The following is a 16,897-nucleotide window of genomic DNA, read 5'->3' on the forward strand; positions in this document are numbered from 1 at the left end:
AGATTGACAATTTAAATAGCCCTGTTGTACGATGTAAAGGAAGGTTAAAATGTGCAAAAATTAAGAACATATATAGAAGGGGCATAAGTCTAAAATGAATGATATAATACTATATATTCTTATGGTTTTTATGGGATTAGGAGCATTGGATAGGGTATTTGGATATAAATTAGGGCTTGGGCAAAAGTTTGAAGAAGGGTTTATGGCAATGGGGAATTTAGCCTTATCAATTATAGGAATTTACTCCATAGCACCTCTATTATCTACAAGCTTAGAAAAAATAGTAGGACCTGTATTTTCTTTTTTAGGGGCAGATCCTGCAATATTTCCTGCATCTATTTTAGCTTCTGATATGGGAGGATATCTTTCTGCGATAAAAATGGCTGAAAATCAGGAAATTGGTCTTTTCGCAGGTTTAATATTATCTTCTAGTTTAGGCACAGCTGTTATTTTTACTATACCAATAGGGGCCGGACTTATTCAAAAACAAGATTATCCTTATTTTACAAAGGGAATATTAGCAGGACTTTTAACTGTTCCTATTAGTGGATTTGCAGGGGGCATATCTATGGGCTTACCAATAGGAATATTAGTTAAAAATCTTCTGCCTATTATTTTTATTGCACTTATTTTAGGTATAGGCTTAAGTAAATGGCCTCAAAAAATGATTACAGGATTTTATTGGTTTAGCAAGTCAATTGTAACCTTAGGGACATTAGGTCTTGTAATTTCAATTATACAAAATGTAACAGGAAAAATAATAATAACGGCTATGGAGCCTTTTGAGGAAGGACTTAAAATTGTTGGAAGTATTTCTATTATTTTAGCTGGTGCTTATCCTATGGTACTTGTTATGACCAATGTATTTAAAAAGCCTTTAGCAAAAATGGGTAATGCTTTGGGTATATGTGATAAGGCTACCACAGCTTTAATTATGAGCTTGGCAAACAATATACCGGGGTTTGCTAATATGCACGATATGCACGAAAGAGGAAAGGTAATGGTTTCGGCCTTTGCCGTAGGTGGAGCCTTTGTATTAGGTGGACAACTGGGATTTGTTGCAGGAATAGATAAGTCTATGCTTACACCTTTTATTGTAAGCAAAGTTGTTGGTGGTGTAGGGTCTATAACTATAGCATATCTGATTACAAAGCCAAATCAAAAAAATATATCTAATTATGAGGAAGAAAAAATATTGGAGTTAGCTATCGAATAAATGTGATCTTTTCTGCAATTGTTACAGGATATGGTAGGGGCATATCAGAAGTTGGTGCTATAATAATTGTAGGTGGTAATATAAATGGAAAGTTGTGTGAGTTGCACAAATTAAGAAACCTATTACTAGGTTGACAATGATATTGTAACTAAACTATAATAAGTTTATAATATAAAATTAAATAATTTCAAGGTGCTTTGTTTATAAAGTTAAAAGGGAAAGAGGTTGAAATCCTCTACAGCCCCCGCTACTGTGAGCAGGTATGAAATCTTCGTATCCACTGGGAAACTGGGAAGGGAAGATAGTAAATAGATCTGTAAGTCAGGAGACCTGCCTTGAAAAGGAAAGAATCACAGCTTCGGAGGGAAGTATGGAAGGTTCATCATATAATCATATCTAACTTTATCTTATCTGATGAATTCAACACATAGACACTCTATGTGTTTTTTTGTTTTCCAAGACAAAAGAAAAATAAAATCCTAAAGGAGGTGTCAAATTGGCTAAAAATATTATGCTTCAGGGAACATCCTCTTCAGTTGGTAAAACAATACTAACTGCTGCACTATGTAGAATTTTTAAGCAAGATGGTTTTTCAGTAGCACCTTTTAAATCTCAAAATATGACATCTAATTCATTTATAACTAAAGATGGTAAAGAGATTGCAGGTTCCCAAGCTATACAGGCAGAAGCGGCTGGAATTGAGGTTACAGTAGAAATGAACCCTATCTTATTAAAGCCCACCAGTGACAGAAAAAGCCAAGTAATAATAAATGGAGTTTTAACTAGTAATATGCCAGCTTCACTTTACCAAGAGAAAAAGATAGAACTAAAAAAGGTAATAAAGAATGCATATGATGTTTTAAGTAGTAAATTTGATATTTTAGTAATTGAAGGTGCAGGAAGTCCAGCAGAAATTAATTTAAGTAAAAATGATATTGTAAATATGGGGTTAGCAAACTTAGTAGATGCTCCTGTTATTCTTATCGGGGATATTGATAGGGGAGGTATTTTTGCTTCTATATATGGAACTATTATGCTCCTTAATGAAGAAGAACGAAATAGAATAAAAGGATTTATTATAAACAAATTTAGAGGAGATTTGGAGATTTTAAAACCAGGCATAAAAATGCTAGAGGATTTGGTGAACAAGCCCTGCTTAGGTGTAATTCCATACTTTGAAATTAATATTGAAGACGAAGATAGCTTGGTTGATCCTGAGGAAGCCGGTAGAAGAAAAGATATTAAAGAGAAATCCAGTGCAGAAGATTATAAAAAAATAAAGGAATTAGAATATGATAAGCTGGCTACTACTGTTAGAGAGAATATTGATATAGAAAATATTAGAAGTATTATGGGGATTAATAATGGACAATAGCATTTTGTTACTAATTGTAGTCGCATTAGACTTTGTATTAGGTGATCCACCAAATTGGCCTCATCCAATTAGGTGGATAGGATTGAGCATAAGTAGATATGAAAAAATCATCAGAAAAAGCGGATTAAATTTAAAGCTGGGAGGATTTATATTAGCTTTACTATCTTTAGCTACCGTTTTGACTGTGTCTACATTAATACTTAAAGTAACTCAGCTTATACATCCATTATTTGAAACCATAATTATGATATATTTACTCTACACTTCTATAGCTGCTAAATGTTTAGATGTGGAGGCAAAAAAGGTACACAAGGCAGTGTATGAAAAAGATATAGAAAAAAGTCGAAAAATGCTATCCTATTTAGTTGGAAGAGATACTTCCCAATTAGACTTTGAAGAAGTAATAAGAGGTGTTGTTGAAACAGTGGCAGAAAACACCATCGATGGAGTACTAGCTCCGCTATTTTACATGGGCATTGGATTTTACTTCGGAGTTCCAGTACAGTTTGCTCTGGGCTATAAAGTAATAAATACTTTAGACTCTATGGTTGGATATTTACAGGAGCCTTATATAGAAATAGGCTATGCATCTGCAAAACTAGATGACATAGCAAATTATATTCCTGCTCGTATAGGTAGTCTTTTTATGGTCTTAGCGGGAGGATTACTAGGCTACAATGTTAAGCAAGGCTTTAAAATTCTAATAAGAGATAGAAGAAACCATAAAAGTCCAAATTGTGGCTATCCAGAGTCGGCTGTAGCAGGACTACTTAAAATACAGCTTGGAGGAACTAATACATACTTTGGTCAAAGAGTATATAAACCAACTATAGGCGATGAAGATACTCCTTTAACAGCGAAACATATAATTAATACTATTAAAATTATGTATGGTGCAGAGTTTTTAATGGTAGTAGGATTTATTTTAATGAATATTTAAAGCTAAACATAGTATAGAAGGGGAGTCAGAAAATTGAATAAGCATGGGGGATATTTTGGTCACAAACAAAGAGAAGTAATAGACTTTAGTGTAAATATTAATCCTTTAGGGGTACCATCTAAGCTTATGAAAGAGCTAGAAAAGGAGCTACCAATGTTAATACGGTATCCGGAAATAGATGGTAAAACAGCTAAAGAAACTTTGTCTAAGTATTTGGACAAGGAAGCTGATAAAATAATTTTGGGAAATGGTGCGACGGAGCTTATTTATCTATTTGCTAGAGCTATAAAGGCATCTAAAGTTTTGTTGATACAGCCAACTTTTACAGAGTATGAAAGGGCTTTTCAAGTTTCAGGTAGTAGTATTTTTCATTTTTATACACATGAAAAGGCTGGATTTCGTATAGATATGCCAGAACTATTAGCGAGTATAGAAAATCTAAATCCCCAAGTAGTGGTACTTTGTAACCCAAACAATCCAACAGGTGTATTTTATGAGCCAGAGGAGCTTATGCCACTATTGGAAGTTATTAAGAAGAAAAATTGCTATCTATTTGTAGATGAGTCCTTTATAGATTTTACTGAAAAAATTTCTTTAAGTAGCTTTGTAGAAGAGTATCCAATTTTTATTTTAAGATCTATGACTAAAACTTATGGAATACCTGGTCTAAGACTAGGATATGGACTTGGAGACACAGATATTATTAAAGAACTTAACTATATAAAAGAGCCATGGACTATTAATAGTTTGGCCCTAAAGGCAGTAGATATTTTACTTATGGATAATGATTATTTTAATCGTACACAGAAATGGTACGAAGAAGAAAAAAACTTTTTATTAAATGGATTATCTTCGATTAATAATATAGATGTTTTTCCTAGTGAAGGAAACTTTTTTCTGTGTAAACTAAAGAATTCTTCTGGGGAGAATGTAAAAAGTACTCTACTGAATTATGGTATATATATTAGAACATGTACCGATTTTAAAGGATTAAACGATCAATTTATACGTCTTGCCGTAAGAGGTAGAGAAGAAAATGAAAAATTAATACATAGTTTGTATAACTTGATTTAGATTTGAATATTTTAGGAGGAAAATTAATGAAAAAAATATTAAGAATTACATCATTTACTTTAATGCTAGTTATGCTACTTACTAGTTTAAGTTTTGCTTCGGCAAGTAATTTTACAGTGGCTGGAAGTAAAAAGTCTGTTGTTATGGAGAACCTAAATGGAAGAACCTATATTGCAGGTAAAAGTCTTAATACATTAGGACTGAATATTTCTGTTAAAAATAATGTTGCTACAGTTAAAAATAACCAAGTTACTTTTGAGTTTACTATAGATACAAACCGTATTAAAGTAAATGGAGTTCCAATGACTTTAGATGCAAAAACCTATAAAAAAGGACAGGAAGTATATCTTCCTCTACGTTTTATTATGGAAACCCTTGGTTATGAGATTAAGTGGGATAATAATACAAGAGGGATTAGTGCTATTAAAACTAAAGAAATAACCTATCCTATAACCTTTGAAGGTGAAGGAAAGAAATATACAGTAACTAAGGCGCCGAAAACTATAGTATCTTTAGCACCAAGTGTAACAGAAACATTATTTGCAATAGGTGCAGAAAATATGATTAAAGGTAGAACTCAATATTGTACATATCCAGTAGCAGCAAAGTCAATTAAAGATGTTGGAACTATGAAAGATCCTAGCACAGAGGTTGTTGTTTCTATAGGAGCAGACTTAGTTATTGCAGGTACCCACTATAAAGAGGAAGTATTAAAGCAATTTGAAAAGGCAGGAATTAATGTAGTAGCTAAGAATTCTCCTAATACATTAGATGAAATGTATGATTATACTTTAAAAATGGGTGCTATTGTAGGGAAAAACTATGAAGCTAGGGCTTTAGTTTCTACTATGAAAGCTAAAGTTGATACTGTAGAAGCTTTTACAGCGAGAATTAAAAATAAGCCAAATGTGTATTATGTAGTTGGTACAGGGCAAGGTGGAGAGTACACAGCAGGGAAAGATACATTCATAGCAGATGTAATTAAAGTTACAGGTGGAGTTAACGTAGCTAATGATATTACAGGCTGGAAATATAGCTTAGAAAAGCTAGTGGATAATAATCCAGATATTATTTTTGGGCCAGCTGATGGATACAATACTATGGCAAGTAATCCTAATTATGCTGGACTAAAGGCTATAAAAAATAAAAAATATATTACAGTAGATAGAGATATATTTAGCAGACCATCTCCAAGACTAATAGATGAAGGGCTTAAAGTTTTAGTTAGAGCATTCCATGGAAATTTAGCTGATCTATTAAATTTCTAATAAGCTTGGACAAAAGTATTTAAGGTAAGGGATAATAAATGTCGAAAAAAAATGGCTTTAAAATAATAATATTATTAATAGCTTTATTTCTATGTATGATTATTGCAATAACATTGGGGGCAGTTAGAATTCCTGTAATGGATACAATAAATATTATTGGAAGTCGTATTGGAATTTTAAACTCTAAGATTGACTTAAGCAAAATAAAGGAATCTAATATATTTATTGTACTTAACATAAGACTTCCAAGAATTATATTAGCTGCATTGGTGGGAGCTATACTTGCTTCAGTAGGGGCTTCCTACCAAGCTATTTTTAAAAATCCAATGGCAGATCCCTTTGTCATGGGGGTATCCTCTGGGGCAGCTTTTGGAGCAACAATTAGCATTGTTTTAGGATTAAATCAAGGAATATTTGGCTTTGGGTTTACATCGATAGCCGCATTTCTAGGGGCATTGGCAACAACAGCTATAGTTTATAATTTGGCCCGTATTGGCCATAAAATATCAACCACTTCTATTTTGTTGGCAGGTATTGTTATGAGCTCCTTATTATCATCAGGAATTTCTATTATGATGATTTTTAATCAGGATGAACTAGCTAACATAGTTTCATGGACCATGGGGAGTTTTAATGGTGCCAATTGGAACCAAATTATTATAATTGTATTCCCAGTACTAATAGGGCTTTTATTTCTATCTTCCTTAGCCAGAGAAATGAATGCCATAGTTATGGGAGAGGAAGATGCGCAAAACATGGGAGTAAATGTAGAGTTAATTAAAAAATTAATCTTAGTGGTAGCATCCCTTCTTTCAGCATTAGCTGTTTCAGTTAGTGGTATTATTGGGTTTGCAGGAATTATTGTTCCGCATCTTTTTCGTATAATATTTGGGTCAGACCATAAAGTATTGATTCCAGTATCTGCAATAGGTGGAGGTATTTTTCTACTGCTTTGTGATACCTTAGCAAGGACAATTGTTCCAGGACGAGAATTACCTGTCGGAGTAATTACCTCAGTGTTAGGAGGACCTTTCTTTTTATATTTATTAAAGAAGGCAAGAAACAAAACCATGATGTAGCGAGGGATAAAATGAATTCAATTTTAAATGTGGAAAATGTAGAATTTAGTTATGATAAAGCACCTCTGCTAGAGGATATAGACTTTAATGTTCCGAGTGGAAGCTTTGTTAGTATACTTGGGCCAAATGGCTCTGGTAAAACCACACTACTTAAAAATCTATGTGGACTTTTAAGCCCTAGAAAGGGTACAATATCCCTAAGAAATAGAAAAATAGGTAGTTTTAAGCATAAAGAGTTTGCAAAGACTGTGGCGGTTGTACATCAATCAAGTAGCATGGGTTTTTCCTTTTCAGTTTTTGATACGGTGCTTATGGGAAGATTCCCATATGTAAAAAAGCTTCAGGGCGAAACGACCGAAGATATACAAGCTGCCGAGGAAGCTATGAAAAATACAGGCGTATGGCATCTAAGAGAAAAGGATATAAGGGAAATAAGCGGTGGTGAAAGGCAGAGAGTTATGATAGCTAGGGCATTAACTCAAGAGCCAGAACTTTTAATATTAGACGAACCTATTTCCAATTTAGATATAAAGTTTCAAATAAACATACTTCAGGTCTGCAAGAAGCTAAATAAGGAAAAAGGTATAACAATTGTTACTACACTACACGATATAAACTTAGCAGGGCAATATAGCGATTATATTTTACTTTTAAATAAGGGAAAATTAGTTTCACAGGATGAGCCTAAAAATGTTCTAACAGCAGAAAACATTGAAAAAGTATATGACATAAAGGTAGAACTATTAAATAGAGATGGACATGAGTTTCCATATATTGTTCCACAAACTAGCTTATAAGCAGGTAAAAATATATAACAAGGAGAACATAAATGAAGCCTTTAATATTAATTACGGGGGGAGCAAGGAGTGGGAAAAGCACTCTAGCAGAAAAAAAGGCATTGGAGCTTGGTAAAAATGTAGTTTATATAGCAACAGCCATAGCATTCGATGAAGGAATGAAGGATAGAATAAAAAAACATAGATTAGATAGACCGAAAAATTGGGCAACTGTAGAACTGTATAAAGGATTTTCAGCAATTGTAGAAGACGAAAGCTTTAAAGCAAGCGATCTAATTCTTTTGGATTGTATGACATTAATGGTAACAAATTTAATGCTAGAAAGCAATTTAGATTTTGATAATTGTTCTATGGAAGAAGTAGATAGACTAGAAAAAGATATATTTAAAGAAATAGATGAGCTGTTAAATATAATTATGGATAACAATAAAACAGCTATTATAGTTACTAATGAAGTAGGTATGGGCCTTGTGCCTTCCTATAGAATGGGTAATATATTTAGAGATATAGCCGGAAGAGTTAATCAATATATAGCCAATAAATCTAAGGAAGTATATTTTACAGTTAGTGGAATAGAAATAAAAATAAAGTGAGGAAATTATGAAGAGTTTATTGTTAATGATCACATTTTTTACAAGGATACCTGTTAATTATACATATGATTATGATGAAAGAGACTTTATAAAGGGAATAAAACTATTACCAATTATAGGATTGATGGTAGGAATATTTCTATATGTCCCAACTTTACTAGAAAATTATTTCCACCGATCTATTTTAATAGTATTTATTTGGACCATATATTTATTTATAACAGGTGGACTTCATATTGATGGTTTGGCAGATACTTTTGATGGTATATTTAGCTATCGTCAAAAGGAAGAGATGCTAAATATTATGAAAGATAGTAGAATTGGAACCTTTGGAGTTATAGGTATTCTTTGGTTATTATTATTAAATTTATCTCTATCATATTATATAAAAAACATATTTTTAATAATTGTTCCCATAGTAGGAAGAGCCTCAGCCTTGCTTTCTGCTAGTATTAGTAGCTATGCACGAAAAGAGGGAGGTATGGGGACTGCTTTCATAGAAAACTGCGGAATTAAGGAAGGTTTATTAGGTATTATATTATCTCTTGTTTTAGGATTTATAATAGGAGATTCTCCAATGATTGCATCATTATTGGCAACTTTTATTACTGTTATTATATTGACAAAGAATATATCTAAGAAGCTTGGCGGAATGACTGGAGATACTATAGGCGCAATTATTGAAATTTCACAGACTTTGTTCATGTTTTTCTGTTATATTGCAGAAATTTTTATCCGATAGCTACAGCTTTAATACTTGTCTGAAATAAGTCTTTGTTTAAATAAAAGGAGGATACGCCTATGAAATTTATTTTAGTTAGACATGGCGAAACAATGGCTAATATCGGTAAAATCTATAGTGGATGGTCTAATTATGACCTTACAGAAAAGGGAAAATTGCAAATAAAAATATTAGCCGAAGAATTGAAGGGCTACAAAGTAGATGCTATTTATGCAAGTTCTTTGGGAAGAACTATGGAGACTGCTAAAGAAATTGCAAGAATAATTGGCAAAGAAGTAGTGGTTAATGATAATTTAAGGGAAATAAACTTTGGTGTATTCGATGGAAAAACTGCTAAGGAAATAGAAGAAAATTATCCAAATGAGTGGGAAACATGGCTTAATGACTATGAATCCTACAGAATACCCGAAGGAGAATGTCTACAGGATGTGCTAAATAGAGCAAAGGGTTTTATTGACTCTATTAAGGAGAAGGATGGAACGTGTATTATAGTTAGCCATGGAGGTGTTATTCAGTCTATTATTACATATCTATTAGACCTAGAACTTAAAAAAATGTGGCACTTTCAATGTCCACCTGGTGGCTATGTAGAGATCGATTATACAGATAACTTTGGTTATTTAAGAAAATTAATTCCATCATATATTTAAGAAAAGGAGAATACATATGAAGGGTGATACTGAAAAAATAAGCATAGATAATATTAGGGTTATTACAAGAAGTGGACTATTAATAGCACTTTCAGCCATAGGTGCCATGATTAAAATACAGGGGACAATAGCCTTCGATTCTATGCCAGGATATTTTGCTGCTTTATTTATAAGTCCTATGGCTGGTGGTTTTGTAGCTGCTCTAGGTCATTTACTGACTTCCATTACTAGTGGATTTCCATTAACAGTTCCAATGCACTTAATTGTTGCACTAGAGATGGGGTTATTCGCATATATCTTTGGAATCCTAGGAAGAAAAGGCAATGGCGTTATTGCTTCTATTGTAGCTATATTATTAAATGGACCTATTGCAACCTTTGTTGCATCTATTACTGCAAAGATGTTAGGTTTACCATTTAATGGGCCTGCAATGTTTAATGCCCTTGTAATTCCTTTAACTATAGCTTCATCAGCTAATATTATTCTTGCTTATGTTATATTTAAGATAATAAACAAACAAAAAAGATAGGTGAATTTAGATGGTTAAATATAGAGATTTAACAATAGTTGATGTTACACCAGATCATAGGATAGTAATTTCCTGTGATTCCTCTGGTGGTATTGGGGACAAGGATATGGATGTTGTAAAGACAGACCCTGAAACTGTAGGATATTTTACAACCCAAGTAGCACTTATGGAGCTTTTAGCAACAGGAGCTACACCTGTTACTATTGTTAATACTTTAGGCGTGGAGATGGAGGAAACAGGACAAAAGATAATTAAGGGCATAAAAAAGGCATTAAAGCCTTTAAACTTACAAAATGATATTGTAATAACGGGAAGTACGGAGGAAAATATTCCTGTATGTCAAACCTCTATGGGGATTACTATAATCGGAACAATTGAAAAATCTAATTGGAGACGGAAAAAGGCTAGAAAAAGAGATTTAGCAGTTGTTATAGGAATACCGAAAGTAGGTCATGAGGTATTGGATGATAGAGGAAGAGAAACAATGTCCGTATCTATATTATTAGAATTACTTAACAAACCATACATAAATGATATTTTACCTGTAGGATCTAAAGGAATAGCTTATGAACTAAAAGAAATGGCAAATACTAACGGATTGAGTTGTAACATATACGATAAATCAGATATTAATCTAGATAAGTCAGCAGGCCCTGCTACCTGCGCTATCCTTGCTGTTGATAGAGAAGGCTACGAAGACTTAAAAAAATCTATTTCTATTCCGGTTAAATTTATTGGTATTTTTGTTTAGTTGGATATTGATGCAAACCAACCTCTTTTGATTTTCGTTAGAAGTATAAAATAAATGCTCTTTTCTGGTTTTTGTATATTCACATGTTCCAGATTAGAGCATTTTTTTATTCTTGTTCACTCCCTATACGAATAACTTCCTTCATTTTAGACATAACGTGATCATATCCACCTTCACTGTGGGGTAGGGTACAATTAGTACAATTTTTTATTCCACTATCTGTATATGTAAACCCACCACCACATTTATCTTTTAACATATAAAGTGGACAGTAGCAAAATAAACAATTGAATTTCGTTAAATCACTAACATTATGACAAGGGAAGAATTCACATCTACTATTTTGAACAAATTTATAGTTTTCTGTATTAGTCAAAATATCACCTCTAGTTTCATCATATTATATATTTAATATCTAAATAATATGATTCTCCAAAGACTTTGTAATTCCTGCTAATAAGCTATTCAAGAGTCTTAAAATATATAAGATTTTAAAACAAGTTAAAATTGCAGATTAGAACTAAAGTTCTATTTACTAGTTTAAGACATTGGATTTAGGATATATATTGGATTGTATATATACATAATCGATTTTGACATGGGGGATGGATATGATGAAAAGTATAAAGCTAAAGTTAATAGTTTATTTTGTATTAATATTACTAACTACATCTACAATATTGGGGAGTATTTCATATAGAAGTGCTTCAAAAGCTATTGTTAATGAAGCAAGCCATGCCGTAATAGACCTTGCGACATCAGCTTCCGCAGTAGTGAAAAGTAGAATTGAAAGTCGGTTAATAGAGTTAAAGTCAATTGCTAGAAAAAGTGAAATAGAGGGTATGCAGTGGGAGATTCAGAAAGAAACATTAGAGGATGAAAAGGAATATTTTGATTTTTTAGCATTGGGAGTCGTTTATCCTGATGGGACTACTTTATATAGTGATGGTTCAATAGCTCAGTTAGGTGATAGAGATTATGTAAAAAAAGCTTTTCAAGGAGAAACAAATGTTTCAGATCCAATATTAAGCAGGGTAACCAATGAAATGGTTTTAATGTTTGCAACTCCAATAGAGCACGATGGCAAAATAGTAGCAGTTTTAATTGGTAGAAAACCTGCAAATGCTTTAAAGGATGATATTGCTGATATGGGATATGGTAATAAAGGTTATGCGTATATTATAGGGAAAGATGGTACAATGTATGCCCATGAAAATCAGCAATTGGTACTAGAACAGCGAAATGTATTTAAAGATATAGAAACAGGCGGGGACTTTAAAGAACTTGGTCTAGCTATGAAGGACATGGATATGACATCTCGACAAATAGTTACATATGAATTTTTAGGAGATAGACGTTATATAGGAATGGCTCCAATAGAGAATACTGACTGGTTGGTCGCAGTCGGAGGATATGAAAGTGAAATATTAGGCGGTATCAATCCAATGAGGATAAAAATTTTAATTACATCTTTTTTAATTACTGTATTTGGTGGTATAGCAATATCTATAATAGGTGCTACAATTGTTAAACCTATAGTTTTGGCAGCTAAACATGCTGAAGAAATTGCAAATCTAGATATTCGCAGAGATGTACCAGTAAAGTATTTAAAGAACAAAGATGAGACAGGAATATTAGCAAGATCTATACAGTCCACAAGCGAAAACTTAAGACAGATTGTTGGTCAAGTTACAGAAGCTTCCCATCAAGTTGCTTCTTCTTCTGAGCAGTTAACGGCGACAACTCAAGAATCCGCTATGGTTTCTGAAGAAATAGCTAGAACTGTAGAGCAAATTTCTAGTGCGGCAGAGGAACAGGCCAGTGATACTGAAAATGGGGTCAATAATGCTAAGGTTCTAGGTAAAATGGTGAAAGAGAACCAAGAGCATGTTCGTAAGCTAAATACCTTTGCAGATGAGGTACTGGTGTTGAAAAATGAGGGAAATATTTTGATGGATGAATTAAATGAAAGGACTAAGGATAGTGATTTAGGAATTAAAAAAGTATACGAAGAAATTAAGAATACTACACTTAATTCTGCTAAAATTAATGATGCTAGTAATCTAATCAAAAATATTGCAGAGCAGACAAACCTACTAGCATTAAATGCAGCTATTGAGGCAGCTCGAGCAGGAGAGGCAGGAAGAGGATTTGCAGTTGTAGCTGAAGAGATTCGAAAGCTAGCTGAAGAATCTAAAACATCTACTATAGCTATAGAAAATATAGTTGATCAACTTCAACAAAGCACAAGTGATTCTGAAGCTACTATTAATGATGTAATAAAAGTGGTAGATATTCAGCAGAAAAGTCTTAAAGAAACAGAGAGTAAATTCATAGGCATTACTCATGCTGTAGATAGAATAAAAGAAATGATTAATCAGTTAGATGATGCTAGTGAGATAATAAATCAAAATCAAAATGATGTTATTGCGGCATTATATCATTTATCTGAGATAGCTGAAGAAAATGCAGCTAGTACTGAGGAAGTATCAGCCGCATCAGAGGAGCAAAGTGCTTCTATTCAAGAAATAGCTAATTCTAGTGAAGGGTTAAGTCATTTAGCTCAGGAAATGATAAATTTGGTGAATAAATTTAATATTTAAGGAAAAAGTGCCTATATTTTGAAGTATAGGTATTTTTAGAGAATCAAGAGAAAGCCTATTGTTCTACTCTTCGCCACAAGCATATGCTCCAATAATACAGCATTCAGAACATATGTTTGTGGCTATATATTATATTTAAGGTAGGAGTTATGGTAAACAATATATAAACAAAATAAAAAATAAGTTGTCTTTTATTAGTTTTTGTATAATAGAGTTAATCACATTTTATAGATAGCTGGAATATAATGGTTAGTAAAGATTAGTATTCGTCTCTATATCTATGATGCTTACATTTATGACGTTTATTCTTATGTTTACATCTATGATGTTTTTGTTCATCTTCACATCTATGATGTTTGTCTTCATCTTTACACTCAGCATTTTCATTTTCAATTTTCACATCAGAAAACCAGAAATTAAATTTTAAAAAGTCAGGACAACAACATTCTTTACATTCTTTATGTTTTCTATGATGTTCGCATCTGCAACGACGCTTTAATGGTATTGTTTCTTCTTGAAAATTAAATAATTGTCTTAATTTATCCCAATTATCAGCTACCGCTTCGATCATCTCAGGTGTTAACATTTTAGAAGTTTCTACTTCACGCATTAATAATCCTCCTTTAATTAATAATAATGTTTGTGTTTATCTTCACATTCAGCATTCTTGTTTATAATTTTAACATCACAAAAGAAGAAATCGAATTTTAAGAACTCAGGACAACAGCATTCTCTCTCTTTATGATGTTTGCAACATGATTTTTTATTTTTAAATCCAAAATCAGATTCATTAATAGCCCCTATAACATTTATCCTTGCCATATTTTCATCTCCCTCTCCCTTTGGTCAGTAATAAAATATGCAGGTTGTCGATATGTGTGCCAAGTATAAAAAATAAATTTAATATAAAAATGGCCTAAAACAAGTTTTGAAGAATTTAAAAATGGAAATTGACCAGATCTAGATCTGGCCAATTTCAGTCATATATTATATTTAAAGCAGGAGTTGTGACAAACAATATATGAACAAAACAAGTTGCCTTTTATTAGTTTTCGGATAATAGAGTTAATCACATTTCATAGATAGTTGGAATATAATAGTTAGTACAGATTAGTATTCGACTCGACATCTATGGTGTTTACATTTATGATGTTTGTGTTCATGTTCACATCTATGGTGTTCGTGTTCATCTTCACATCTATGATGTCTGTGTTCATCTTCGCATCTATGATGTCTGTGTTCGTCTTCACATCTATGACGTCTGTGTTCTTCTTCACATCTATGATGTTCGCGTTCATCTTCACATCTATGACGTCTGTGTTTATCTTTACATCTATCATCTTTGTTTTCATCTTCACACTCAGCATTTTCGTTTTTAATTTTCACATCAGAAAACCAGAAATTAAATTTTAAAAACTCAGGACAACAACATTCTTCACATTCCTTATGCTTTTTATGATGCTCGCATCTGTGATGACGTCTTTCTTCTTCAAAATCAAATAACCCTCTTAGTTTATCCCAATTATCCGCTACTGTTTCGATCATCTCAGGTGTTAACATTCTAGAAGTTTCTAATTCGCACATTAATAGTCATCCTCCAATTAATAATTTTTGTGTTTATCTTCTTCACATTTAGCATTCTTATTTATAATTTTAACATCACAAAAGAAGAAATCGAATTTTAAGAACTCAGGGCAACAGCATTCTTTCTCTTCATGATGCTTGCAACATGATTTTTTATTTTGAAATCCAAAATCAGATTCATTAATAGCCCCTATAACATTGATCCTTGCCATGTTTTCACCTCCCTCTCCCTTTGGTCAGTAATAAAATATGCAGGCTGTTGATATGTGTGCCAATTATAAAAAAATAATTTTTATATAAAAATATCCTAAAACAAGTCTTGGAGAATTTAATAGAATTATATAAAAATTCTTAATAAGGTAGGTTGCTACCATTATTTTTTACATTTCTTCTCATAGAATCCTCTTATTAAAATACTATTCACAAAAATAGAATAAGAGAATATTATGTACTAGGCAAAAGGCCAACAGAAGCTTATCATCATAAAAATTAATGGGAGGAAATAAAATTGGATAATAGAGAAGTTTTCATAAATAACAAAGATGTTGAGATTATTATTAAGAGCAAAAATGCAGAAGACTGCCATAGTAAATTTGAAAATACTATAGCACATAAAAAACCTGAAAGTAAGACATCTTGCGTTGAAGTTAAAGCTGAAACTCTAGGAGATTGTGACAATAATCCAGTAAGATTAAACCCAATTACAGCAGGTGTTGTAGCAAAAATACCAGTAGTTTTAGCTGAGTTAACAGTTCGGTTCAATGTTAATGCAAAAATTGATCTACCTGAGCCGGCTATTGAAATTAAAAGGATTAAGAAAAAGGTAAAAGTAGTTCAATGTATGCTTATACAAGGTACTGATATTTTATTTATTAAAGGATTTGTTCGTAAAAACATTGAATTTGCTACAAAAGAATGCTCACATCATCACGGAATGTGCGGAGACATTCGTCATTGCACAGTAGATGTTCCTTTTGAATGTACAACTGTTGTTAAATTTAATGGTACACGTCCAGCACCTCTTGTTACTAATACATCAGATGAGTTTGAATTTTTTACATCAAAAGAATTATCAAATGATTTTGCTGAAAAAGATAGACTATTATCAGGAGATCTATCAGAATTTAATCAAATCAGCACAGAATTCTTTAATGAACTAACATTTTGTGAATTAATAAGTGCTAAAGTTGTTGAATTCGATGAGTTTTTACATCGTGAACGTCCAAAGCATGCAGATTTACCTGTAGGAGAAAAACTATTCACAAAAATTGAAGAAAAAATGGTTATAGCTATTACGCTTAAGCTTTTACAAAATAGACAGGTTGCAATTGGTCCAACTCGTAGAGAGTGCCCAACAGAGCAAGAATGTCATAGACCTTGCTAAACATATCAAGAATAATATTTTATCAATAGGGTGTGTAAAACTGCATACCCTATTTTACTCTTATATAGAAAAGAACACTAGATAAAAATATATTGTACTTCCATACTATGTTGCATATAAAAATGTGTGAATGATTTGTTGAAAATATATTAAAGACAGAACAGGATATAGCTTAGGCTTTACCCTGTTTTTTATGCATATTTTTATTTGAAACGAGCTACAGAATTGAGCGTATTCAATTGTGTTATGCATATCTATATGCTATATCTTTTCAAGGATAAATTTACTTAAACCTGATTTTAGGACATTAAA

Annotated in this window: 20 protein-coding genes and 1 riboswitch; of the genes, 15 read left to right on the forward strand and 5 right to left on the reverse strand. The window is 32.3% G+C overall.

The window, feature by feature from the left end; genetic code table 11:
• Positions 1 to 94: 94 nt before the first annotated feature.
• The 13 genes from eutH (at position 95) to HYG84_RS08855 (ending at position 11,014) form a co-directional block, all read left to right on the forward strand.
• Entirely contained in the window at positions 95 to 1,216 is a 1,122-nt protein-coding gene (gene eutH / locus HYG84_RS08795; protein WP_212375897.1) for an ethanolamine utilization protein EutH, read from the forward strand.
• 2 nt (positions 1,217 to 1,218) lie between these two features.
• Positions 1,219 to 1,350, forward strand: coding sequence for a hypothetical protein (locus HYG84_RS20520; RefSeq protein WP_256442525.1), 132 nt, complete (start codon positions 1,219 to 1,221; stop codon positions 1,348 to 1,350).
• 39 nt (positions 1,351 to 1,389) lie between these two features.
• Positions 1,390 to 1,568: riboswitch (cobalamin riboswitch) on the forward strand.
• A gap of 144 nt (positions 1,569 to 1,712) precedes the next feature.
• Positions 1,713 to 2,591: a cobyric acid synthase gene (locus HYG84_RS08805; RefSeq protein WP_330655422.1), complete on the forward strand. Its 879-nt coding sequence runs from the start codon at positions 1,713 to 1,715 to the stop codon at positions 2,589 to 2,591.
• Complete coding sequence (cbiB, locus tag HYG84_RS08810; protein WP_212375900.1) at positions 2,581 to 3,531, forward strand: adenosylcobinamide-phosphate synthase CbiB; 951 nt, start codon at positions 2,581 to 2,583, stop codon at positions 3,529 to 3,531. The genes HYG84_RS08805 and cbiB overlap by 11 nt, the downstream gene beginning before the upstream one ends.
• 33 nt (positions 3,532 to 3,564) lie before the next feature.
• Entirely contained in the window at positions 3,565 to 4,605 is a 1,041-nt protein-coding gene (gene cobD / locus HYG84_RS08815; RefSeq protein WP_212375903.1) for a threonine-phosphate decarboxylase CobD, read from the forward strand.
• Between the two features lie 26 nt (positions 4,606 to 4,631).
• Positions 4,632 to 5,873 carry a helical backbone metal receptor gene (locus HYG84_RS08820; protein ID WP_212375906.1) on the forward strand — a complete coding sequence of 414 codons (1,242 nt, stop codon included), beginning with the start codon at positions 4,632 to 4,634 and terminating at the stop codon, positions 5,871 to 5,873.
• Between the two features lie 38 nt (positions 5,874 to 5,911).
• A complete protein-coding gene (locus HYG84_RS08825; protein ID WP_212375909.1) occupies positions 5,912 to 6,952 on the forward strand; it encodes a FecCD family ABC transporter permease in 1,041 nt (346 codons plus the stop codon).
• Positions 6,953 to 6,963: 11 nt separating this feature from the next.
• Positions 6,964 to 7,749, forward strand: a complete 786-nt coding sequence (locus HYG84_RS08830) for a heme ABC transporter ATP-binding protein (protein ID WP_212375911.1) — start codon at positions 6,964 to 6,966, stop codon at positions 7,747 to 7,749.
• A gap of 32 nt (positions 7,750 to 7,781) precedes the next feature.
• On the forward strand, positions 7,782 to 8,342 hold the full coding sequence (gene cobU / locus HYG84_RS08835; protein WP_212375914.1) for a bifunctional adenosylcobinamide kinase/adenosylcobinamide-phosphate guanylyltransferase: 561 nt from the start codon (positions 7,782 to 7,784) through the stop codon (positions 8,340 to 8,342).
• A 7-nt stretch (positions 8,343 to 8,349) separates the two neighbouring features.
• Positions 8,350 to 9,084, forward strand: a complete 735-nt coding sequence (cobS, locus tag HYG84_RS08840) for an adenosylcobinamide-GDP ribazoletransferase (RefSeq protein ID WP_212375919.1) — start codon at positions 8,350 to 8,352, stop codon at positions 9,082 to 9,084.
• Between the two features lie 59 nt (positions 9,085 to 9,143).
• A complete protein-coding gene (gene cobC, locus HYG84_RS08845; protein ID WP_212375924.1) occupies positions 9,144 to 9,734 on the forward strand; it encodes an alpha-ribazole phosphatase in 591 nt (196 codons plus the stop codon).
• Between the two features lie 16 nt (positions 9,735 to 9,750).
• Positions 9,751 to 10,263 (forward strand): ECF transporter S component, encoded by a 513-nt coding sequence (locus tag HYG84_RS08850; protein WP_212375927.1) that lies wholly within the window; start codon positions 9,751 to 9,753, stop codon positions 10,261 to 10,263.
• A 10-nt stretch (positions 10,264 to 10,273) separates the two neighbouring features.
• Positions 10,274 to 11,014 carry an AIR synthase related protein gene (locus tag HYG84_RS08855; RefSeq protein ID WP_212375930.1) on the forward strand — a complete coding sequence of 247 codons (741 nt, stop codon included), beginning with the start codon at positions 10,274 to 10,276 and terminating at the stop codon, positions 11,012 to 11,014.
• Between the two features lie 106 nt (positions 11,015 to 11,120).
• On the opposite strand, the gene HYG84_RS08860 is transcribed toward HYG84_RS08855, so the two are convergent.
• Positions 11,121 to 11,390 carry a cysteine-rich small domain-containing protein gene (locus tag HYG84_RS08860; RefSeq protein WP_249168568.1) on the reverse strand — a complete coding sequence of 90 codons (270 nt, stop codon included), beginning with the start codon at positions 11,388 to 11,390 and terminating at the stop codon, positions 11,121 to 11,123.
• Positions 11,391 to 11,625: 235 nt separating this feature from the next.
• On the opposite strand from HYG84_RS08860, the gene HYG84_RS08865 reads away from it, so the two are divergent.
• Positions 11,626 to 13,617: a methyl-accepting chemotaxis protein gene (locus HYG84_RS08865; protein WP_212375933.1), complete on the forward strand. Its 1,992-nt coding sequence runs from the start codon at positions 11,626 to 11,628 to the stop codon at positions 13,615 to 13,617.
• A 259-nt stretch (positions 13,618 to 13,876) separates the two neighbouring features.
• Here the strand turns inward: HYG84_RS08865 and HYG84_RS08870 are convergent, their stop codons facing one another.
• From HYG84_RS08870 to HYG84_RS08885, 4 genes are all read right to left on the reverse strand, one after another.
• A complete protein-coding gene (locus HYG84_RS08870; RefSeq protein WP_212375936.1) occupies positions 13,877 to 14,188 on the reverse strand; it encodes a hypothetical protein in 312 nt (103 codons plus the stop codon).
• A 56-nt stretch (positions 14,189 to 14,244) separates the two neighbouring features.
• Positions 14,245 to 14,439, reverse strand: coding sequence for a hypothetical protein (locus HYG84_RS08875; protein ID WP_212375939.1), 195 nt, complete (start codon positions 14,437 to 14,439; stop codon positions 14,245 to 14,247).
• A 288-nt stretch (positions 14,440 to 14,727) separates the two neighbouring features.
• Entirely contained in the window at positions 14,728 to 15,201 is a 474-nt protein-coding gene (locus tag HYG84_RS08880; protein ID WP_212375942.1) for a hypothetical protein, read from the reverse strand.
• A gap of 17 nt (positions 15,202 to 15,218) precedes the next feature.
• The gene (locus tag HYG84_RS08885; RefSeq protein WP_212375945.1) at positions 15,219 to 15,413 is read right to left on the reverse strand and encodes a hypothetical protein; all 195 of its coding nucleotides are present in this window, start codon (positions 15,411 to 15,413) and stop codon (positions 15,219 to 15,221) included.
• 296 nt (positions 15,414 to 15,709) lie between these two features.
• Between HYG84_RS08885 and HYG84_RS08890 the strand changes: the two genes are divergently transcribed.
• Positions 15,710 to 16,585, forward strand: coding sequence for a CsxC family protein (locus HYG84_RS08890; RefSeq protein ID WP_249168569.1), 876 nt, complete (start codon positions 15,710 to 15,712; stop codon positions 16,583 to 16,585).
• Positions 16,586 to 16,897 lie beyond the last annotated feature (312 nt).

This window comes from Alkaliphilus sp. B6464, from assembly GCF_018141165.1.
Taxonomy (GTDB): domain Bacteria; phylum Bacillota; class Clostridia; order Peptostreptococcales; family Natronincolaceae; genus Alkaliphilus_B.